This is a genomic window from Sphingomonas sp. SFZ2018-12 (assembly GCF_022496715.1).
Classification (GTDB): Bacteria; Pseudomonadota; Alphaproteobacteria; order Sphingomonadales; family Sphingomonadaceae; genus Sphingomonas.
This window is the reverse complement of the sequence record NZ_WTFM01000002.1, coordinates 815,829-835,652: the sequence shown is the minus strand read 5'-3', so window position 1 is coordinate 835,652 and position 19,824 is coordinate 815,829. Positions and strand designations below refer to the sequence as shown.

22 protein-coding genes and 1 pseudogene are annotated in these 19,824 nt (G+C 64.8%); 14 read left to right on the top strand and 9 right to left on the bottom strand.

Annotated features, from left to right (window positions below):
* Positions 1–75: 75 nt before the first annotated feature.
* The 7 genes from GO308_RS13085 (at position 76) to GO308_RS13055 (ending at position 8,305) form a co-directional block, all read left to right on the top strand.
* Positions 76–1,305: a TolC family protein gene (locus tag GO308_RS13085; protein ID WP_240885761.1), complete on the top strand. Its 1,230-nt coding sequence runs from the start codon at positions 76–78 to the stop codon at positions 1,303–1,305.
* Between the two features lie 8 nt (positions 1,306–1,313).
* Positions 1,314–2,924, top strand: coding sequence for an efflux RND transporter periplasmic adaptor subunit (locus GO308_RS13080; protein ID WP_240885760.1), 1,611 nt, complete (start codon positions 1,314–1,316; stop codon positions 2,922–2,924).
* A 3-nt stretch (positions 2,925–2,927) separates the two neighbouring features.
* Positions 2,928–6,044 carry an efflux RND transporter permease subunit gene (locus GO308_RS13075; RefSeq protein WP_240885759.1) on the top strand — a complete coding sequence of 1,039 codons (3,117 nt, stop codon included), beginning with the start codon at positions 2,928–2,930 and terminating at the stop codon, positions 6,042–6,044.
* Positions 6,045–6,148: 104 nt separating this feature from the next.
* Positions 6,149–6,946: a hypothetical protein gene (locus GO308_RS13070; RefSeq protein ID WP_240885758.1), complete on the top strand. Its 798-nt coding sequence runs from the start codon at positions 6,149–6,151 to the stop codon at positions 6,944–6,946.
* A gap of 56 nt (positions 6,947–7,002) precedes the next feature.
* A complete protein-coding gene (locus tag GO308_RS13065; RefSeq protein WP_240885757.1) occupies positions 7,003–7,260 on the top strand; it encodes a hypothetical protein in 258 nt (85 codons plus the stop codon).
* Positions 7,261–7,289: 29 nt separating this feature from the next.
* Positions 7,290–7,703, top strand: coding sequence for a periplasmic heavy metal sensor (locus GO308_RS13060; RefSeq protein WP_240885756.1), 414 nt, complete (start codon positions 7,290–7,292; stop codon positions 7,701–7,703).
* A complete protein-coding gene (locus tag GO308_RS13055; RefSeq protein ID WP_240885755.1) occupies positions 7,700–8,305 on the top strand; it encodes an RNA polymerase sigma factor in 606 nt (201 codons plus the stop codon). Before GO308_RS13060 ends, GO308_RS13055 begins: the two co-directional genes overlap by 4 nt.
* On the opposite strand, the gene GO308_RS13050 is transcribed toward GO308_RS13055, so the two are convergent.
* Complete coding sequence (locus GO308_RS13050) at positions 8,265–8,969, bottom strand: class I SAM-dependent methyltransferase (protein ID WP_240885754.1); 705 nt, start codon at positions 8,967–8,969, stop codon at positions 8,265–8,267. The two genes, GO308_RS13055 and GO308_RS13050, sit on opposite strands and share 41 nt — an antisense overlap.
* 256 nt (positions 8,970–9,225) lie before the next feature.
* Here GO308_RS13050 and GO308_RS13045 point away from each other — a divergent pair, with 256 nt between their 5' ends.
* Both GO308_RS13045 and GO308_RS13040 read left to right on the top strand, forming a co-directional pair.
* Complete coding sequence (locus tag GO308_RS13045; RefSeq protein WP_240885753.1) at positions 9,226–11,484, top strand: heavy metal translocating P-type ATPase; 2,259 nt, start codon at positions 9,226–9,228, stop codon at positions 11,482–11,484.
* The gene (locus GO308_RS13040; protein WP_240885752.1) at positions 11,481–11,912 is read left to right on the top strand and encodes a Cu(I)-responsive transcriptional regulator; all 432 of its coding nucleotides are present in this window, start codon (positions 11,481–11,483) and stop codon (positions 11,910–11,912) included. Before GO308_RS13045 ends, GO308_RS13040 begins: the two co-directional genes overlap by 4 nt.
* Here the strand turns inward: GO308_RS13040 and GO308_RS13035 are convergent.
* Positions 11,891–12,439: a nuclear transport factor 2 family protein gene (locus GO308_RS13035; RefSeq protein ID WP_240885751.1), complete on the bottom strand. Its 549-nt coding sequence runs from the start codon at positions 12,437–12,439 to the stop codon at positions 11,891–11,893. The two genes, GO308_RS13040 and GO308_RS13035, sit on opposite strands and share 22 nt — an antisense overlap.
* A 214-nt stretch (positions 12,440–12,653) precedes the next feature.
* On the opposite strand from GO308_RS13035, the pseudogene GO308_RS13030 reads away from it, so the two are divergent.
* The 4 genes and pseudogenes from GO308_RS13030 to GO308_RS13015 all read left to right on the top strand — a co-directional run.
* A pseudogene (locus GO308_RS13030) lies at positions 12,654–13,388 on the top strand (IS3 family transposase); the annotation flags it as partial.
* Positions 13,389–13,567: 179 nt separating this feature from the next.
* On the top strand, positions 13,568–14,269 hold the full coding sequence (locus GO308_RS13025; RefSeq protein WP_240885750.1) for a hypothetical protein: 702 nt from the start codon (positions 13,568–13,570) through the stop codon (positions 14,267–14,269).
* A 45-nt stretch (positions 14,270–14,314) separates the two neighbouring features.
* Entirely contained in the window at positions 14,315–15,031 is a 717-nt protein-coding gene (locus tag GO308_RS13020) for a hypothetical protein (protein ID WP_240885749.1), read from the top strand.
* Between the two features lie 497 nt (positions 15,032–15,528).
* A complete protein-coding gene (locus GO308_RS13015) occupies positions 15,529–16,044 on the top strand; it encodes a hypothetical protein (RefSeq protein ID WP_240885748.1) in 516 nt (171 codons plus the stop codon).
* Positions 16,045–16,047: 3 nt separating this feature from the next.
* Here the strand turns inward: GO308_RS13015 and GO308_RS13010 are convergent, their stop codons facing one another.
* The gene (locus GO308_RS13010) at positions 16,048–16,608 is read right to left on the bottom strand and encodes a hypothetical protein (protein WP_240885747.1); all 561 of its coding nucleotides are present in this window, start codon (positions 16,606–16,608) and stop codon (positions 16,048–16,050) included.
* A gap of 186 nt (positions 16,609–16,794) precedes the next feature.
* On the opposite strand from GO308_RS13010, the gene GO308_RS13005 reads away from it, so the two are divergent.
* On the top strand, positions 16,795–17,052 hold the full coding sequence (locus GO308_RS13005; protein ID WP_240885746.1) for a hypothetical protein: 258 nt from the start codon (positions 16,795–16,797) through the stop codon (positions 17,050–17,052).
* Positions 17,053–17,177: 125 nt separating this feature from the next.
* Here the strand turns inward: GO308_RS13005 and GO308_RS13000 are convergent, their stop codons facing one another.
* The 6 genes from GO308_RS13000 to GO308_RS12975 are packed head-to-tail and all read right to left on the bottom strand — an operon-like array spanning position 17,178 to position 19,818.
* Positions 17,178–17,561 carry a hypothetical protein gene (locus GO308_RS13000; RefSeq protein WP_240885745.1) on the bottom strand — a complete coding sequence of 128 codons (384 nt, stop codon included), beginning with the start codon at positions 17,559–17,561 and terminating at the stop codon, positions 17,178–17,180.
* On the bottom strand, positions 17,561–17,935 hold the full coding sequence (locus GO308_RS12995) for a hypothetical protein (protein WP_240885744.1): 375 nt from the start codon (positions 17,933–17,935) through the stop codon (positions 17,561–17,563). The genes GO308_RS13000 and GO308_RS12995 overlap by 1 nt, the downstream gene beginning before the upstream one ends.
* The gene (locus GO308_RS12990; protein ID WP_240885743.1) at positions 17,935–18,249 is read right to left on the bottom strand and encodes a hypothetical protein; all 315 of its coding nucleotides are present in this window, start codon (positions 18,247–18,249) and stop codon (positions 17,935–17,937) included. The genes GO308_RS12995 and GO308_RS12990 overlap by 1 nt, the downstream gene beginning before the upstream one ends.
* On the bottom strand, positions 18,246–18,956 hold the full coding sequence (locus GO308_RS12985) for a glycoside hydrolase family 19 protein (protein WP_240885742.1): 711 nt from the start codon (positions 18,954–18,956) through the stop codon (positions 18,246–18,248). The genes GO308_RS12990 and GO308_RS12985 overlap by 4 nt, the downstream gene beginning before the upstream one ends.
* Complete coding sequence (locus GO308_RS12980; protein WP_240885741.1) at positions 18,953–19,336, bottom strand: hypothetical protein; 384 nt, start codon at positions 19,334–19,336, stop codon at positions 18,953–18,955. Before GO308_RS12980 ends, GO308_RS12985 begins: the two co-directional genes overlap by 4 nt.
* The gene (locus GO308_RS12975) at positions 19,333–19,818 is read right to left on the bottom strand and encodes a hypothetical protein (RefSeq protein WP_240885740.1); all 486 of its coding nucleotides are present in this window, start codon (positions 19,816–19,818) and stop codon (positions 19,333–19,335) included. The genes GO308_RS12980 and GO308_RS12975 overlap by 4 nt, the downstream gene beginning before the upstream one ends.
* Positions 19,819–19,824 lie beyond the last annotated feature (6 nt).

The window sequence follows — 19,824 nt, the reverse complement described above, 5'->3', positions numbered from 1 at the left end:
CGAGTGGAATAATCTGAGGGCCGAACCCCTGCGCTGCGTATCGGTCTTGAAACTACAGTGGAGGACGTGCGGTCAATGCAGCGGGGGCAAGGTGCAAATTGGGTGCTGCGGCTGGCAATCGTCGTCTCGACGATCGTTGTCGGGTCAGCAGGCCTTGCCCAATCGGAGCCGCCCGCGCCCGCCGCCCGCGATCTGCATGAAGCCGTCGATATCGCCATCCGCTTGTCTCCCGACGCTGCCAGCCTGCCGGCGCTCAGGGATCAGGCGAGTGCGCTGGCGCGCGCCGGTCGCGGCCCGTTCGCAGGACCGCCGGTGGCGGCAGGCGATGTGCTGACGCGGGGCAGCGGGTCGATCGAGCAGGAAGTCTCGGTATCCGCCGGCTTGCGCTGGCCCGGCGAGGGACGCGCAATCCGATCATGGGGCGCGAACACCGGCCGGGCAGCGGACTCGGGATTCGCCGCCGCCCAGCTCCGCATTGCAGGGGAGGTGCGGGACGCCTGGTGGGCGCTGGCTGGTGCTCGGGCGATGGTGGCGGTGAACCGCGATCAACTTGCGATCGCGACTACGACCGGGTCGCAGGTTGCCAGGCTCGAAGCCGCCGGCGAGGAGTCACGACGCGATCTGCTGCTGGCGCGAAGTGAGACGGCAGCGGCGGCGGCGCGGCTCAGCCAAGCGGAAGCCGAGCTGGCGCGCGCCGAGGCGGCTTATGCGGCACTTGCAGGTGCCCCGCCGAACGATCTGACACCCGAAATATTAACGCGCCGTTCCAGCATCGAGGATCATCCCGCGCTTCGCGCGGCCAGCGACCGCGCGATCGCGGCAGACGCCCGCGCACGGGCGCTCGCTTATGGCGCGCGCATCCGGCCGGAAGGACAGGTCGGTGCGCGCCGTGAACGGATCGGTCCGGGACAGGGGTCGGCGACATCGCTTCTGCTCGGAATACGCGTGCCGCTGGGACGCAATCAGCTTGCGGTCGCCGACGCTTCCGGCGCTCGCTCCGAAGCGCTCGCCGCCGTTGCCGAGGCAGCCCGCCTCCGCGCCCGCTTGATCGCCGAACAAGCCGCCGCGCAGCGCCGGCTGGGCTCGGCTCAAACCGCGCTCGACGCCGCCGAGGCGCGTCGATCCGCGTTGGCGCAATCGTTCGCGCTGACGCAAAAAGGTCAGCGCGAAGGCGAGATCGGCTTCATCGAAGCCTTGCGCGCCCGCCAGACACTGTCCGAAGCGGAGCGCGACCTAGCGGCGGCAAAGGTTGCCTACGACGCTGCGATTTCGGCTTTCAATCAAGCCATGGGTGTGCTGCCGTGACGAAACGCATGATGAAATTGCTGGGGCTGATGGCGCTTGCCCTGAGCGCGTCGAGCGCCATGGCGCACGGCGATGAGGATCATGCCGCGGCGAGTGCGCCGACGGGCGTAGCGATTGCTCCCCGGATGGAGGCGGCCACCGAAACCCTTGAGCTGGTGGCGGCGGCCAAGGCTGATGATTTGACGATCTGGATCGACGGCTATGCCGACAATGTACCCGTCACGAACGCCAATGTGAGCGTCACGCTTGACGGCAAGACCATTCCGGCGGCCGCCAAGAACGGCGTTTATGTGTTATCCGATGACGGACTGTTGAAGCCGGGCAATCACGAACTTTCGTTCCTCGTGACGCGCGGGGATGCGATTGAATCGCTGTCAGGTGATCTTGCAATACCGAAGCCTGCCGCCAGCAGCGGCGTGGCATTGTCGTGGACTTGGCTGCTCGCCGGGATCGCGCTGCTGATCGTGCTCGCGGCGGCGTGGTATTGGCGCTCACGGCGTCTGGTCGCGGCAGGGCTGACGCTGCTGATCGGCGCGCAGCTTGCGACAGGTATCCCGGTATTGCCATCGCCTGCCCTGGCGCATGGCGATGAGGACGCACCCGGCGCACCGGCCGGCTCGGGCGAAGCGGCGGTTCGGACGGCCGACGGCAAGTTGTTCGGACCCAAATCGGTCCAGCGCATTATCGGCGTCCGCACGTCACCCGCCGTCAGCGGCACCGCGCAGCCGGTGGTCAGTCTGACCGGCACCGTCGTCGCCGATCCGCAGCGCGGCGGGCTGATCCAGAGCGCGACCGGCGGCAAGGTTGGTGCACCCGCGTCGGGCCTTCCGACGATCGGCCAGACCGTCCGCGCCGGGCAGGTTCTTGCCTATATTGAACCGCCGCTCCAGGCGATCGACCGCGCCGACATCGCGCGCGAACTGTCGGACCTCGATCAGCAGGTCGCGCTCGCCGCCAACGCGGCGGCGCGATTGCGGCGGCTCGATGGCGTCGTGCCCCGGCGCCAGATCGAGGAGGCGGCGATCACGCTTCGGGGATTGCAGCGCCGCCGAGCGGCGCTCGGCCAGGCGCGCAGCGCCCGTGAAGTCCTCGTGGCGCCGATCAGCGGTGTCGTCGGATCAAGCGCGGCGCGGGTCGGGCAGGTCGTGCCGGCAGAAACCACGTTGTTCGAGATCGTCGATCAGTCGCGCACCTTTGTCCGCGCCAATCTGTTCGATCGCCGCACATTGTCGTCCGGCGCAAGAGCCGTCGGCAAGACCGCCGACGGCGTGACCTTCGATCTCGTTTTCGAAGGCGCGGGTCTGGTCGATCTCGGTCGCGCCGCGCCCGCGCTGTTCCGCGTGACGGGCGGTGCCGCCAATCTCCGCATCGGGGAGCCGATTACGATCGAGGCGCCGGTCGGTGCGCCCGTCGCGGGCGCAGTAATTCCGCGTGGTGCCGTCATCACCAACGCGAACGGGCTGGAATCGGTGTTCGTCAAGGCTCGCGCCGAGCTGTTCGAGCAACGCACCGTCAAAACGTCCCCGGTCGATGCCAATCGGGTGGCGTTGCTGTCGAACGTCAAGCCGGGCGAGCGCGTCGTGACAGCGGGCGCGGAACTGCTCGGACAGGTGCGCTAGGCGATGTTCGACCGGCTTGTCGCCTTTTCGCTTCGCAACCGGATACTCATCCTGTTCCTGTCGGCGGCGCTTCTGTTGTTCGGCGGCTTCGCCGCGAGCCGCCTGCCGGTCGATGTGCTTCCCAATCTCAACCGGCCTGTCGTCACCATCTTGACCGAGTCGCCGGGACTGGCGCCGGAGGAAGTCGAGACGCTTGTCACCCGGCCGATCGAGACCTCCATGAGCGGCGTCCCAGGCGTCGATCGCGTACGCTCGGTGTCGGGGATCGGCTTGTCGATCGTCTATGTCGAGTTCGGCTGGAAGGAGGACGTGTTCCGGGCGCGGCAGCAGGTCGCCGAACGGTTGACGCTGGTGCGCGAGCAAATCCCCGCCGACACGGTGCCGCAAATGGGGCCGGTGACGTCGATTATGGGCGAAATTATGCTGGTCGCGATCCCCTATGGCCGCGCCAGCCCGATGCAGGCGCGCGAAATCGCCGATTTCCAGCTTCGCCCGCGGCTGCTGGCCATCCCGGGCGTCGCGCAGGTCATCCCGATCGGCGGCGAGGTGCGGCAATATCGGGTGTCACCCGATCTCGCGGCGATGAACGCCGCAGGCGTCAAGCTCAAGGATGTCGAGGAGGCGGTGCGGGCCTTCGGGACGAACACCGGCGGCGGCTTTGTCGATCAGTTCCAGCGCGAGTTCCTCATCCGCAATGTCGCGCGTACCACCCGGATCGAGGACTTGCAGCAACTCGTCGTCGGCAATGACGCCAACGGGCCGATCCGCCTTTCGCAGGTGGCCAAGGTCGATTTCGCCGCCGCCTTCAGGCGCGGCGATGCAGGTTATGACGGCAAGCCCGCCGTGGTGATCGCGATCCAGAAGCAACCGACGGCCGATACCCTGACCGTGACGACCGAGGTCGAAAAGGCGCTCGAGGAAGTCACCGCGACATTGCCGTCAGGATTGCGCGCCGACCGTGTTCAGTTCCGTCAGGCCGACTTCATCAATACGTCGATAAACAGCCTCAATCGCGCGCTGATCGAAGCTGCGATCATGGTCGCGATCGTCCTGTTCGCCTTCCTTCTCAACGTGCGGACGACCGCAATCTCGCTCGCCGCGCTGCCGGTTTCGATCCTGATCACGGCTGTCACGTTCGAGGCGTTCGGCTTGTCGATCAACACGATGACGCTTGGTGGCCTCGCGATCGCGATCGGCGAACTGGTCGACGATGCGGTAGTCGGCGTCGAGAACGTCTATCGCCGCTTGCGCGAGAATGCCGCCAGCGACGATCCGCGCCCGGCCCTCGCGGTGATCGCCCATGCAACGGGCGAGGTCCGCTCCGGGATCATCTATGCAACCGCGATCATCATCCTGGTGTTCCTGCCGCTGTTCTTCCTCGGCGGCGTCGAGGGCCGGTTGTTCAGTCCGCTCGGCATCGCCTATGTCATTTCGATCCTCGCCAGCCTGGTCACCTCGATCACGCTGACGCCGGTCCTGTGCTATTATCTGCTGCCCAAGCTCGCCAAGACGCACGCCGAGGCGGAATCGGGCCTGGTCCGGCGCCTTAAGGCCGCCAATCGTCGCCTGCTCGACTGGGGCTTCAGCCGGTCGCGCCCGATCCTGATCGCAGGTGCCGTCGTGACGGGCGTGTCAATGCTGGGCGCATACAGCCTGCCCCGCGCGTTTCTGCCGCCGTTCAACGAAGGCAGCTTCGTCGTCAGCGTGCTTTTCCAGCCGGGTATTTCGCTGGAGGAATCGAGCAAGCTCGGTGCCGCCGCTGAACAGCTTCTGCTTCAAATTCCCGAGATAGCGTCGGTCAGTCGCCGGACCGGTCGCGCCGAACTCGATGAACATGCCGAGGGCGTCCATTCCAGCGAGATCGATGTGGCGTTGAAGCCCGGCACCGACGATCGCGAAAAGGTCGCCGGCGAGATCCGTGAGAAGCTTGCCATCTTGCCGGGGTCGATCGCCGTCGGCGCGCCGATCGGCCATCGCCTCGAACACCTGTTGTCGGGCGTTCAGGCGCAGATCGCGATCAAGATTTTCGCCGAAGACCTCGATGCGTTGCGGACCACCGCCGAGACGTTGCGCGCCCGGATCGCCGCCGCGCCGGGAATCGCCGATTTGACCGTCGAGCGGCAAGTCCGCGTGCCCGAACTCGACATCCGGGTGGATTATGATCGCGCCGCATCTTACGGGGTCGCCCCCGCTGCGGTTGCCGAGGCGGCCGAGACGCTGTCGAACGGCAAGATCGTCAGCGTGATCGTCGACGGGTTGCGTCGGTATAACGTTGTGCTGCGGTTGCCCGACAGTGAGCGAACCACGGCTGCGCTTTCCGACCTGTTGATCGAGACGCCCAAAGGTCCGGTCCCCCTGCGCAATCTCGCCGAGGTCCGCGAAACGGATGGCCCCAACCAGATCCTGCGCGAAAATGGCCGCCGACGTATCGTGCTGTCTGCCAACGCGGCGCCCGGCGCCAATCTCGGCACTATCGTCGGCGTTATCGATGCCGAAGTCGCGAAGTTGAAGTTGCCGCCCGGCGGATCAGTCAGCGTCGAGGGGCAGTATCAGGCGCAGCAACAGGCGGTACTCACGATCGGCGGGCTGAGCGCGATCTCGTTCTTGATGATCTTCGCGCTCCTGTTCACCCGCTATCGCTCGACCACGCTCGCACTCATCGTCATGGCGGGTGTGCCAATGGCGCTGGTCGGCTCGGTCGTCGCGCTGTGGATCGCCGGCCTGCCCCTGTCCGTCGCGAGCCTGATCGGGTTCGTCACGCTCACCGGCATCGCTGCGCGCAACGGCATCCTCAAGATCAGCCATTATATCAATCTCGTCCTCCACGAAGGCGAATCCTGGGGCGACGCGATGATCGTGCGCGGGACGTTGGAACGCCTGACCCCGGTGCTGATGACCGCGCTCGGCGCCGGATTGGCGCTGGTGCCGCTGCTGCTCGGCGCCGACGAGCCGGGCAAGGAAATCCTGCATCCCGTCGCGGTCACGATCTTTGGCGGACTGCTGTCGGCGACGCTGCTGGACGCTCTCGTCACGCCGATCCTGTTTCGGCTCTACGGCCGTAAGCCCCTTGAAAACCTCGTCGCTGAGGCTCGCGCCAGCGGCAGCACCGACGCCTTTTAACATATGAGGAATGATCCATGAGAAGCTCGCCAGTCTTGTTACTCCTCCCGATCGTGGCGTTGGCTAGCTGCGGCGCGCCCAAAGGGTCGAACAATCCCGATGCCATGTCCGAAAACGCCGCAGCGGCGGGCGACCACATGGCCATGGGCGGCCAGGCGATGGGCAAGGAACGCAAGGGCGCCCCTTCGATGTCGCTCGCTTTGAAGCCCGCCGGACCTTTTGCAGTCGGCAGATCGCAAGCTGTGGCTCTGATGCTCACCGATCTCGCCACTGGCAAGTCGATGGGACCGGACGACATGGCGGTCGCTCATACCAAGAAGCTGCACCTCCTGATCATCGATGGCAGCCTCAGCGACTATCAGCATATCCATCCGCAATATGACCCGTCGAAGCCGGGCACCTGGCGGTTCGACTTTGCCCCGCGCTTTGGTCGTACCTACAAGGTCTGGGCGGATGTGACCCGACCGAACGGGGGGCAGGAATATGTCGGCACCGAAATGGTGGCAGGCGACCAGCCTGCTCCAAAACCGAGCAGCGCAGTGGCGACGAAGGCTGCGGCCGATGGCCTGATTTTTTCGCTCTCCTTTTCGGGTCCGTTGAAGGTTGGGCAAGGCGCGCAAGGGTCGATCGCGATCGCCGACGGCAAGACGGGCCAGCCGTTCGCCGGTTTGCAGCCGATCATGGGTGCGTTCGGCCATATCGTCGCCTTCGCCGGCAACTGGAACTCGATCGAGCACGTCCATCCACTTGGCGCCGAACCGACACTGGAAACCGAGCGGGGTGGTCCCGTCATTCGCTTCCATATCAAGCCTGAGCAGGCCGGCACCTTGAAGCTATTTGCGCAAATCCGTGCAAACGGGCGCGAGACGATCGTGCCCTTTACCCTGACGGTTCAGCGGTGATGCGATAAGATGGCCGAAGAATGAAAGGCTAAAGGCTGATGGACACTCTCGACACCATGCTGGCCGGGCTCGCGTCCGCGCCGACACCCGCCGCGCTCGACGCGCTCGACGAGCGCGTCTTCGCGGACCTGCTTGCGCGCGCGGCCCATCCGGGTCCCTCAATCGCCGCCTTTGGCAGTGGCGCTGCAATGGTGGCGTTGGCGGTCGGCGTGGCAACGGCGCAGCTTTCGATCGCGCCGCAAGCGAAAGCCCCGGAACTAGCAGCACTTTCATCGCCGACGGCCTATGCGCCATCGACCCTGCTCGGCCAATGATTACGAGCCAAACCCGGCGCCTCGCCCTGATGACCGTCCTGGCGTTCGTCGCCGGGATGTCAGGCGTTCTTGCAGGCCGGGCTTTACTTGCACCAGATACACGACCGACGAGCGATTTTCACGAGTTTGTTCATCAAGGTCTCGATCTCGATAGCGCTCAAAAGGCGGCGCTGGAACAACTCGAACAACGCTTTGCGACCCGTAAGCGCGCGCTTGAGCTCGAACTCCGCAGCGACAATGCGCGTCTGGCCGAAGCGATCCAAATCGAGCACGGTAATGGTCCGCAAGTGGCCGCAGCAGTGGATCGCTCGCACATCGCCATGGGTGAACTTCAGAAGGAAACGATCGCGCATATTTTCGCGATGCGGCAGATATTGCGGCCCGATCAGGCGGGCCGGTTCGATGCGGCGGTCGTCCGGGCGCTGACCGAAGAAAAACGGTGAGCCTGGACCTTTCGGCGGCGACCGAAGGAGAATTGGCTGCGCTGACCTTAGCTGGCCGCCAGGCGGCGTTTGCCGAGATCATGCGGCGCCACCGCGATCCGATCTTCAGGCTTGTGCAGGCTCATCTCGGCAGCGCCGATGATGCGCTGGATGTCGTGCAGGAAAGCTTCGTCGCGGCGTTCGTGCATCTGCGCCGTTACGACGGCGCGCGACCGATGCGGGCATGGCTCTCGCGCATTGCCATCAACAAGGCGCGCGATTTTCGGCGTAAGGCCGCGGTACGGAGATTGCTGAGAAACGGATTCGCTGAGGCAGAAACCCAACTTCTGTCGTTGGCAGACGATCGTCCGAGTGCGGACCAGGAATACGATGGGCGCGCTCAACTACAGCGCATTGGCGCCGCCATTTCGAATCTGCCGCACAAATTGAAAGAGCCGCTGCTTCTGAGGGCGATCGAAGGACTCTCCCAATCGGAAACTGCGATGACGTTGCGAATAAGTGAAAAAGCCGTGGAAACCCGGATCCGGCGTGCCCGTATCAAGCTCAGGGAGGCGCTCGACATTACCGAGCAGTCGGGCCGAACGGTGCGCGGCAAGCCGTAAATACGCTGATCGATCCGCTCGGCGTGGCCACTATCGCCGCCTCGTTGACGTCAACGAAGCCAGCCTCTTCGATCAATCGAGGCAGGATGCCATCGGCATTCGGCTGTGTATCGGCGCGGCCGTCGATGCGCTGCACCTTGAGGCGAAACAGCGTCCGCATCAACCACGATCGTTGTAACGAATAGTCGGCGATGACCAGACGACCGCCGGGTTCGAGCGCCGCGAACATGGCTGCGAGCGCCGCGCGTTTGCCGGCTAGCGGTATTTGATGGAGCACCAGCGTACAGGTAAGGGCGCCGAACTGACCCTGCGCCGCTGTCTCGTCGGCGAACCCGAGACGAAATTCGGTGGCAATGCCCGCCTTCTCTGCCTTGCTGCGGGCCATTTGCAGTGCTTCGGGATCGGGATCGCGACCGAACGTACGCGCCGCTGGCTGAAGCCTTGCGATCGCAAGTATCAGAGTTCCAGTCCCGCATCCGACGCCAATGAGCTTTTCGCCAGCGATCGGTGCCAGCTGGCGGAGAACGGCAGCGCGCCAAGCCTGTTCGCGTGTGAAAATCCGAAGCGCGAGGTCGTAGAGGCGCATCGGTGCCGAGCCAAGGGCAGGCGTGTATGCCTTCGCGCCGCTCGCGATCGGGTTATCATCGCCCGAACCTGCCTGCATTGACCAATCTCCATCCGCGCCCGTTACCACGAGGGATTACGCGGCGAGGGACGTAATCCGTTATGGCAGCACCGTGTTTTCGAGGGCTTGACCCTGACATGATGTCAAACTCCATATCGGTGTGCTCTGGAGAACTGACATGACGAATCAGGCGCGCGAGCACGGTCACGATCACGAGGCAGGGAACTGCTGTTCAACCGGGGCGACACCTGGTGAAGCGGCAGCCCCGGAGACCGTCAAGGATCCCGTTTGCGGGATGGACGTCGATCCCGCGAAGACGCAGCATCACGCAACCCATGGTGGCACCGAATATCATTTCTGTTCGGGTGGGTGCCGGACGAAATTCGTCGCCGATCCGGAACGCTACCTGAGCGAGCACCCCCGTCCCGAACCCGTAGCGGCGCCGGGTGCGATGTGGACTTGCCCGATGCACCCCGAAATCCGTCGCGACGGGCCGGGAACGTGCCCGATCTGCGGAATGGCACTGGAGCCGGAAGAGCCGTCGCTCGATGACGCGCCCAACCCCGAACTCGTCGATTTCACGCGGCGCACCTGGCTCGCCGGTGCGCTGACCGTTCCGCTGCTCGCGATTTCCATGGTCGCCGAGATGATCGGGGTTCACTTCATCCCGCCCGCGCTCAATCCGTGGGCGCAGCTCGCGCTGACGGCACCGATCGTTCTGTGGGCGGGGTGGCCGTTCTTTCAGCGCGGCTGGACGTCGATCGTCACGCGCCACCTCAATATGTTCACCCTAGTCTCGATCGGGGTCGGCGCGGCCTTCGTCTACAGCGTCGTCGCGACATTGGCACCGGGCCTGTTTCCGCCGACGTTCCGCATGCACGGAATGGTGCCGGTCTATTACGAGGCTGCCGGTGTCGTGGTGACGCTCGTGCTGCTCGGTCAAGTGCTCGAACTCCGCGCTCGGGCAGCGACGGGGCGTGCGATCCGTGCGCTGATAAATCTGGCGCCAAAGACAGCGCGCCGGATTGCCGGGGACGGGGCCGAGGAAGAAGTCGATCTCGCCGCAGTCGCCGCGGGCGACCGACTGCGCGTTCGCCCGGGTGAGGCGGTGCCGGTTGATGGCGTCGTCGTCGAGGGCCGCTCGTCGGTCGACGAGTCGATGCTGACCGGAGAGCCGGCACCTGTCTCGAAGGAGGACGGCGCGAGCGTCACCGGCGGCACCGTGAATGGCACCGGCACACTGGTGGTTGAAGCGCGCGCGGTGGGATCGGACACGGTTCTGGCGCGGATCGTGAAAATGGTTGCCGAGGCGCAGCGCAGCCGGGCGCCGATCCAGGCGGTGGCGGACCGCGTGTCGGGCTGGTTCGTGCCGCTCGTTGTGGCTATCGCAATCGCGACGTTTGTTATCTGGAACCTCTTTGGCCCCGAGCCTCGGTTCGGTCACGCGCTGCTTAACGCGATAGCCGTGCTGATCATCGCCTGCCCCTGCGCGCTTGGGCTGGCGACGCCTATGTCGATCATGGTCGGCACCGGGCGGGGCGCGCACGCGGGCGTGTTGATCAAGGATGCCGAGGCACTCCAATTGATGGATACGGTCGATACGCTGGTGATCGACAAGACCGGGACGCTGACCGAAGGCCGTCCTGCAATCGTCGCGGTCGAAACCGCCGAAGCGTTCGCACGAAACGACGTGCTGGCAGCCGCGGCCGCGGTCGAGGCGCGATCCGAACACCCGCTCGCCTATGCGGTCGTGACCGGCGCTCGCGATGACGGGCTTGAGGTCGTGTCGGTCGATAGGTTCGACTCGCAAACCGGCCTCGGCGTCAGCGGTCAGGTCGATGGCCAAGAGGTGGCCGTGGGCAATTCGGCGCAGATGGAGCGCGTCGGCGCCGACGTGTCGGCGCTCAGCGACGTAGCCGACCGCCACCGCGCGGAAGGCGCCGGCGTTATGTTCGTCGCGATCGATGGACGGCTAGCCGGACTGCTGGCGGTCGCCGATCCAATCAAGACGTCGGCACGCGAGGCCATCGCCGCCTTGCGCGAGGAAGGTCTGCGGATCGTCATGCTGACGGGCGATGCGCAAGGCACGGCGAACGCTGTCGCCAAAGCGATCGGCGGTATCGATGAGGTCCATGCCGGCCTCAAGCCCGAGGACAAGGCGCGCATCGTCGGCGAACTGAGGGCCAAGGGCGCAAGAGTAGCGATGGCGGGGGACGGCATCAACGATGCGCCGGCGCTGGCGGCGGCCGAGGTGGGTGTTGCGATGGGCACCGGGACCGACGTGGCGATCGAGAGCGCTGGCATGACTTTAACGAAGGGCGATCTCGCGGCGATGGTGCGCGCTCGCCGACTGGCGAAGGCGACGATGCGCAACATCCGTCAGAACCTGTTCTTCTCGTTTTTGTTCAATGGAATTGGGGTGCCGGTGGCCGCAGGCGTCCTTTACCCGGTCGCCGGCATTCTTCTGTCACCGATGATTGCTGGAGCAGCGATGGCGCTGTCGAGCTTCACGGTGGTGACAAACGCGCTCAGACTGAATGCGGCCAAGCTGTGAAGATCGGTCCGGCCTCGGCCGCCAGTGGCGTCTCGCCGCGCATGATCCGCCACTACGAGAAGATCGGTCTCGTTCCCTCGGCACCGCGCCGGGACAGCGGCTATCGTGACTATTCCGACACCGAGGTTCACCGTTTGCGGTTCATCGCCAACGCGCGCGACCTCGGATTTCCGGTCGAGGAGATCAGGACGCTTCTGGGACTGTGGAGCGATGCTTCTCGATCGAGCGCCGACGTCAAGCTGCTTGCCACCGCACGCGCCGACGAACTAGGTCGCAAGGCGGCTGCGCTCGAAGCAATGCGGCGGTCACTTCTCGACCTTGCCGGACGCTGCCACGGTGACGACCGGCCCGATTGCCCGATAATCGACGACCTCGTGGGCGATATCCCTGTCGCGTTGCGGAAGGACTATTTGCCCGACGACCAGTGAATGTGGACGATCTTCCAGATCTTGCCGAAGCGCCGCAGCACCATTGGTTCGGTCGAACTGATGTCGATTGCCCGCCCCTTGTAGATACTGCTCGTTCGAGATTCCGTTGCGATCCATGCCACGTCATCGATTGCCTCGCCCGATTGGCTCTTCACCGTTTGGGTGGTTGACTTGGAAAATTCCGCGTCGGCAGTAAGGTGATGTCCGGCGTATTCCGCCTTGCTGCGCTCGACGCCGCCGCTCTCGTAAATCAATGCACTGCTGTCGAGGAGTGCAGGGGCGACGCTCGGATTGCCATTCTTCAGCGATCGGTGAAACGCCTCAACGACCGCTGCCGCGTCGCGCGCTCCCGCCGGGATCGAAGAAGAAGTGGCCGAAGCCGCACCGGGATCATGAGCCTGAACGGACGTCGTCAGCAACGGCACCAAGATCGAGAGACAGAACAGTGCAAAGGTTGAACGCATTTTTACCCCGAACGACTTGAACGATGTCGAACCACCATACGGGTCGGAGCGGCCACCCCTCATAGGTCGAAATTCAGTTTTCGGGGGTTCCGGACTGTTGCCCGATCGACTTGCCGCAAAAGAAGGTCTGCTTGCCGCAGGAGTTCGTACCAATCCGCCACTGAAACCCGGACGCGAACCCGGATGCCGAGGCCGATTTCTAAAATAATTCAATGACTTCAGCGATCTTTGACGGAGCGGGAGGGAAGAGACCCCCATTGATTGGGATCTCTCTAAGCGCGAAATTGCAGGCGAGACTCATGTCCGCTACGGCTACCGCCGTGTCTATCACCTCCTTCGCCGGGAAGGCTGGGCGGTGAATGCCAAGAAGGTTTACAGGCTTTACAGGGCGTTGGGCCTTCAGCTGCGCAACAAGACACCCAAGCGGCGGGTGAAGGCAAAGCTGCGGGAGGACCGTGCGCCGGCGGTCCGCCCGAACAATGTGTGGGCGATGGACTTCGTCCACGACCAGCTGGCGACGGGTCGCAAGCTGCGCATCCTGACCGTGGTCGACACGTTCAGCCGGTTCTCGCCGGTGATCGATGCGCGGTTCAGCTACCGCGGCGAGGACGTCGTGGCCACGCTCGATCGCACCTGCCGGAAGGTGGGCTATCCGAAGACCATCAGGGTGGACAATGGCAGCGAGTTCGTCTCGCGAGACATGGATCTATGGGCTTATCAGAGGGGTGTGACGCTAGGCTTCTCGCGGCCTGGCAAGCCGACCGACAATGCCTTCATCGAGGCGTTCAACAGCAAGCTGCGCAGCGAATGCGTGAACACCCACTGGTTCCTGTCGCTGGAAGACGCTTGCGAGAAGCTGGACCGCTGGCGTAGACACTACAACGAAGAGCGACCGCACAGCGCGATCGGGAATATCCCCCCGATCATGCTGGCAAACCCGACCGGGGCCACCAGCCCTCCGGATCCAGGCCAGGCGGAAAACTCTAGACCCGAGCGTTCCAAGGTTGGGTAGCAGTGCAAAGAGAGCCGGACTCTACCTCTGACTGGTAACAATCAGGGGAGCACGTCACGGCGCTTGCTGCTTCGATCACATTGCCCGAAGGAAGCTAATCGGGCAAGGCGCAGCGATGAGAAGCCGCTAAATTCCGTTCAAGGTCGGGGCAATGTAAAGCCCCTGAAAGACGGTGTGGAATGTTGTACGCGTGGATCGATGGGGCAAAGCGCCCTCCCTTAGAGAAGGGCGAAAGCACGACCTGTCATGATTGCGGCAACCTGCTGACTTCCGTCATTCCCGTCGAGAACGTCAAGCACTGGCGACACAAGGCCGGGGATTGCGATGCCTGGAGCGAGCCGGAAGGTCCGTGGCATCTCGGCTGGAAAGAGCAGTTTCCAGAAGGCTGCCGCGAAATCGGGCTGATCGACCCCGCGACCGGGGAGCGCCACAGGGCCGATGTGCTCTGCGGAGCCGGCACGCCTGCTGCGACCGTGCTGGAGTTGCAGTTTTCACCAATATCGGAGGACGAGCGCACCGCGCGGGAGGTCTTCTATCGTCAGGCGCACCGCATGTTCTGGCTGGTGCACGTCCACGATACCCAGTCGAGCTTCACGGGTTGGAGCTTTGCCAGCTCCATCGACTTCAGTTCGCGGCCCGTCGACATTGACGGCCGCCGTTACGCGATCATGCAATGGTTCGGTCGGAGCAAGCAGTTCATCGAGAAGTGGAAGCGCGCGACCGCGCATGTCTTTTTCGAGTGCCAAGGCCGAATCTTCTTCCTCGCCGGCGATGCCCTGTCGCGCCGCATGACGGGCGGCGCGCCGCTGAAGCGGGGCCAATATGCCCTCACGTCATTGACGCGAGAAGAATTCATGCGCGCCGTTCAGGGGATCGGCTGACCCATGACGAATGGTAGCGGCATCCGCGTGGTGATGGATGGTAGTATGGACGCCTATATGGCCGCCGCCGACGAGACCTTGGCCGAGCTGCTCGTGTCAGATAGCGTGCTGGTCGCGGCGCTCAGGGAATATGATAGCTTTTTCCGGACACGCCTTTTTACGCAAGGCCCTGCCGAGCCCATTGCGCTTGTGCTCTTCATGAACGCCTATCAGCTGTTCCTCGCCGGCGCGCGCATGGCTTTGAGCGGCCATTGCGCCGCGGTCTTCCCGTTGCTGCGCACTGCTCTCGAATCTGCCGCCTATGGTGGACTGATCGCCAGAAACCCCGCGCTAAGCGAGGTCTGGGCGGGCCGACATCGGGGCGATGCCGAGAAGAAGGCGTGCCGCAAGAGCTTCACCTTCGAGAAGGCCATTTCCCCACTGGAGGATCGCGCGCCCGATATTCACGCCCTGGCTGTTTTGGGCTACGAAGGGGAGATCGACTACGGCGCCCACCCCAATATCAAGGGCGTGTTCGGGCATGTCTCGCTTAACGACCAGCGGGAGGACGGCTGTAAGGCCGTGACCCATACTAGCCTTTATGGCTCCGCGCACATCGAGACCATCCGGGGTTTATGCGCCTGTCTCGATTTCGGGTTTGCCATCATCGGCATCATCGCCCTGTCGGGTCCGACGATCAGCGACAATCTGGTGGACGGGCTTCAGTCGCTCAACGACGCGAAAAATACTGCGGTTGCACCCTATCAGTCCCCGAATAGCTAGAAGCAGTACGGCGCTCGTGGCTATCAGCTAGACCGATGACGGCGTTTTTCTGGCGCTTTCATCGATCCAGCGCAAATAGCGGGACGGGCGCATTTTGAGGGCTGATAGCTCAATTCATCCGAGAGAGCCCACGGTTGGCCGCATCGTTCCACGCGGAGAACCGGGTCGCTAACCGGGTTGCTAGCCCCTCAGCTATAGAAAAATCTAATAAAATCAATTGGTTTTGGCGGAGACGGAGGCCGTCACATTATCACGCTCCAAGCACGCATTTGCGGCGTTTCCGTCTCAGTGTAACCGCTCGATACCATAAATTATACCATGAAATTCAGCGGACGCTTGTCCCCTTGCGCCGCAGCGGTGTGCGGGCAGCCGTGTCGTGCAGTCCAATGGAAATCGAAAGACTGTATCTGCCCGATCGCCGCGCAGAAGTCCCGGCCGATTGCGCGAAACGAATGGTCGCAGCTAAGGTGGGTCAGCGGGGAAGATTCGGGGGTTCCATGAACAAGGCAATGATGGCGCTGGCCTGCATGTCGACGGCTATGTTCAGCTTGCCGGCGGTGGCGGAGCCGATTTGGGGCAAGGTCGACTTCGGAATGAGCCGCGACCAGATCGAGCAGCTCTACCCGGAGGGCCCGGAAGTCGATTATCAGCCGCGGGCGATCGAGATCAGCGGTATCACGATCATCGGCAAGTGCCAGGCCGAGGTGAACATCTACTTCGACGACGCTCGTCTGGTGAACAAGGTGATGATCGCGGGCGACCCCAGCATCGGCGGGCGATGCTCGCGCGATGTCATGGCGGCGCTGGCGGCCAAATATGGGGAGCCGCTCGACCGCGACTACAGCTTCGGCACGCTTGCTTCCCGGCAGGGCCGCGTGCTCGTGTGGTCACGCGCCGATGGTGTGACGATGCAGTTCAAGAAGTACGAGAACGGGCTTTGGGGCGGCGGTGGTCTCGGCAAGGCTTCATGGGAACTCACTTATTCGCGGCTGGGCGACGCCATCGATCTCTGACGATCAGCGCCACCGCGCCCTGAACTCGCGCAGCACCGGCAACACCCGGCGCACATAGCGGCCCGCCGCTGGTGCATGATCCGCCATCGCATCGGCAACCGTCACGAGCATCACGAAATCGAAGATGCCGTCATAGCCAGCCCGAAGCTCCGCCGCCGCGCGCCATCGCAGTTCGGCAACGTCACCGCCATAGATCAGCGCGCGCGCCTGCACCTCGACCTCGTGCCCCCACAACTCGATCCGGCGGCGAATGCGCGGCAACCGTTGCACCGCCAGCGCCAGGCCCATCGGCAGCACGCCGGCCGCCACCGCATAACCGGCCGTCGACCACGACCAGGCCAGCGCCAACAGCACCGCCGCCGCACCGATGGCCCCCGCCCCGATCGCCGGCCAGTACAGCCGCGACCATTTCCAGTCCCGCTCGCCCAGTTCCTGCGCCAGCGACGCCGCGTTGCTGCCGGGGTTGCCATACATCGTGACGCCCAGCACGCCGTTGCGGCCGTTGCGCGCCGGGTTCAGTCGATTGATGACGCGGATCGGCGGCCGCCATCGGAACATGGTCATGCTGATCTATCCTTTGCGGGTCGAAGATGGCATTCAGCCGGCATGCCCATTGCCGCCGTCAGCCGATGAAGCGCCCCGGCCCGCTCCAGATCGAGGCCGCGCTGCTGGCGATCCTGATCATCGCCGCGCTTGCAATGTAGGATTTCGTTCTATTCCTGTTCGCGCTCCACCAACGGGAGCGAAACGATGCGACAGGTCCGGCTCGACGAACTTGAGTTCAACCTCTTCCTGGCGATGCAGTCGCTGGGCCAGGCAATCAAGAACGACCTCGCCGGCCGTCACCGCGAAAAGCGCCGTCGCGCCGAACGCATCGCCGCCGCCGTCATCGCGGAAAAGCTGAAGCGATTCGAGATCATGACCGACACGCCCGAACCGCCCCCGTTCAGGGGCTGGGATCAGGACGGCGCGCCGCTTCCCTCGGCGGCTGTCCGCAATCCAGCGTGACGCCGGCGTCGACGAACCACCGGCACGCGGTCCACATCCGCACGTCGAGATCGATGCCCCACTGGTTGCGATCCTCGCGCCACTGCTCATAGGCGCGCTCGGACGTCGCCGCCTCGGCGGTTATTTCAGGGCGCGCGGGGCGCTCCAGCAGCGCAGGCGGCGGGGAGAGGGCGACCGGGGGACGTTCGCTGCAGCTCGATGCAGGCGCGAACACGCTGACGATCGCTAACAGGGCGATCCGGAATAGGGGCAATCGCATCGTCGATTTCCTTTCGTTCGGCCGCGATCTTGCTCGCAGCGGTGGTGCGGGTCGTGGCGAGCAGCTGGTCGGCAGCGCGCTGGATCCTCTCGATCGCCGCACGGTCTCGCGCGATCTGGGCCAGCCAGCGCTGCTGCACGCGGTTCGCCCCGCGATGGTCGCCATAGAGGAACAGCCCGACCAGAGCCGCCAGGGCGGCGAGATAGGGCAGGAACGGGCGGACGAGCCGCCAGATGGTGAGTGGAGACATCACTGATCCTTGTCGGTCGCGAGCGCCGGCATGACGCTCAGGTCAATCTGCGCGGTGTTCTCGCCGCACCATGCGAGCAAGATTTTCGCAAAGCGGCCGTGAGGCTTCACCGCCCAGTCGCGCTCGAAGTTGCAGCGGCCGATCACCCCCGCGACCGCGAAGGTAATGCGCTTCACCAGTTCGTCTTTGTCTGAGACGTTGTGCTCGCGCCACGGGATGGCAACTAGATCGATGTCACGGTTCAGTGACCCGTGCACGCAGATCGCGTAACCGGCCTCTTTCGCGGTCATGCGCATTGGGGGCAGGATCAGGTCAAGGAGTGCCCGATTATAGGCACCCTGCACCGTGTCGTCGGCTGCGGTCCGATCGCGCATCACGCTTTCCAAGCCTTGATGATGCTGGTCATCGCCTGCCCGCCGAACAGGAAAGCGACCAGCCAGTAGAGCTGCTCGGGATAAGCGCGCAGCAGCGCCGCCATCGCCGACGCCATGCGAACGCCGGCGTGCGGCACGATCGCCTCGACGATGCCGACCAGCAGTGCGCCGAACCCCATCGTCATCACGCCCAGCGCCCACAGCAGCGCCGGCCGCGCCAGCCGGATCGCCGCCGCCTGCCACCCGGGCAGCCCGGCCACGTCCCACATGTCGTGCGCCGCATTGCCCTCGGGATTGTCGTCGGCGGCCGTCATGCCCACCCCCCGGCGACCAGCGCATCCTGAAACTTGATCGCATGGTCGGCGATCAACGCCGCCTTGTCGGTCCCGTTGATGATGCGCCGCGCTGCGGTGAACTCGCCCAGCGTGCCCAGCCGGTTCGGCAGATAGGTCGCCAGCGACTTGGCCGTGAACGCCCCGGTCTCCATCCCCCAGATCAGGATGCGCACGGCCACATCCGGCTCCAGCGCGCGGTCGGGTTCGGCCAGCAGGTCGATGCCCAGAAACTCGCCCGCCCGCGCGTAATTGGCCCGACCGGTGATCTGCACCAGCCCGCGCCCGGCGTAGCGGATGCCGTCGCCGTCCGCCTCGGGCGTGTTGCCCAGCTGCTGCGCCAGCCGCCCGGTGTCGTACTTTGCCAGATACTTGTCGCCGCCCTTCTCGCGGATCGGCCGCAGCCGCGCCTCATGCCAGGCGGTGGCCAGCCCATAGGCCAGCCACGCAACCGACCAGTGCGCCGCAGACGCCAGCAGCGCATTGATCGTGTCGACCTGCACCTGGTCGAGCGACCCGGTCAGCTGGCGGGCGCGGTTGAAGAACGCCGCTGGGTTGGCAAGCGCGCGCTCCGCTTGCACGGTCACGTCGCCGCCCAACGCGGCCCAGATCGCCGCGGCAGTCTTCGGCCCCCATACGCCATCGGGGGTCACCCCGACGCGGCGCTGGATCGTCTTCAGGTCGATCATTTCGGTTCACTCCCCTTGCGCACCCGGCGCGGGCGCGCTGCCTCCGGCACGTTGCCCCGCACCTCATTCTGCAGTTCGGAAATCGCGGCTTGCGTCGCGCCGCGCACCTGGCCGATCGTCAGGGCTTCGAGCACGCGGATGCGGTCGTTCAGCGCCGCGATCTGGCGTGCATGGTCCTCGCGCTCTTCGGCGCGATCCTGCTCCAGATGCTCGATCCGCTTGATCAGCAGCGCCATCTGGTCGTCCTTGGCCTTGACCAGCTGCCCCATCAGCCACCGGCCCAGCCCGACACAGAACAAAAAGGTAAGTGAGCATCCCGCCGCGAAGGCCAGCGCCAGCTTGCCGCCGAGCGGGCCCATGTAATCCTCGGGGCCGATCACGCCGGCGCGCCCTCGGGCTCCGGTTCCGGGGCGGGCTGTGGCGGCGGAATGAAGGGCGTGCTCGCCATCATCTGGTCGCGGAACGCCAGCAGTTCCTCCGCCTGGATTCGCGCCCATCGCGCCCGCGTCGCGTCGGCGTCGATCGCGCCGGGCTGCACCTCGATCGTGAACGACTGCGCCGGCCGCACCATCCCGCGCCCGCCAATGGCGATCACCTGGCCCGCTTCGTCGACCAGCGACGCGCTGACCATCATGCACAGCTGACGCGGCGCCAGCGGCATGTTCGCCGGCATCGCCGGGTCGATCTCGACCGCCTGATAGCGGACGCGGATGACCTCGCCGGTCCCGGCCTGCCAAGCCAGCTCGTAATGCGCGCGCCCGTCGGCCCATGTCCACATCGGGTGCAGCCCCGGATAATCGGGCAGCGGCGTCAGCGTGACGCCATCCCCCGGCATCGCGGTGGTCTGAACGGTTTCGGTCATCGGCTA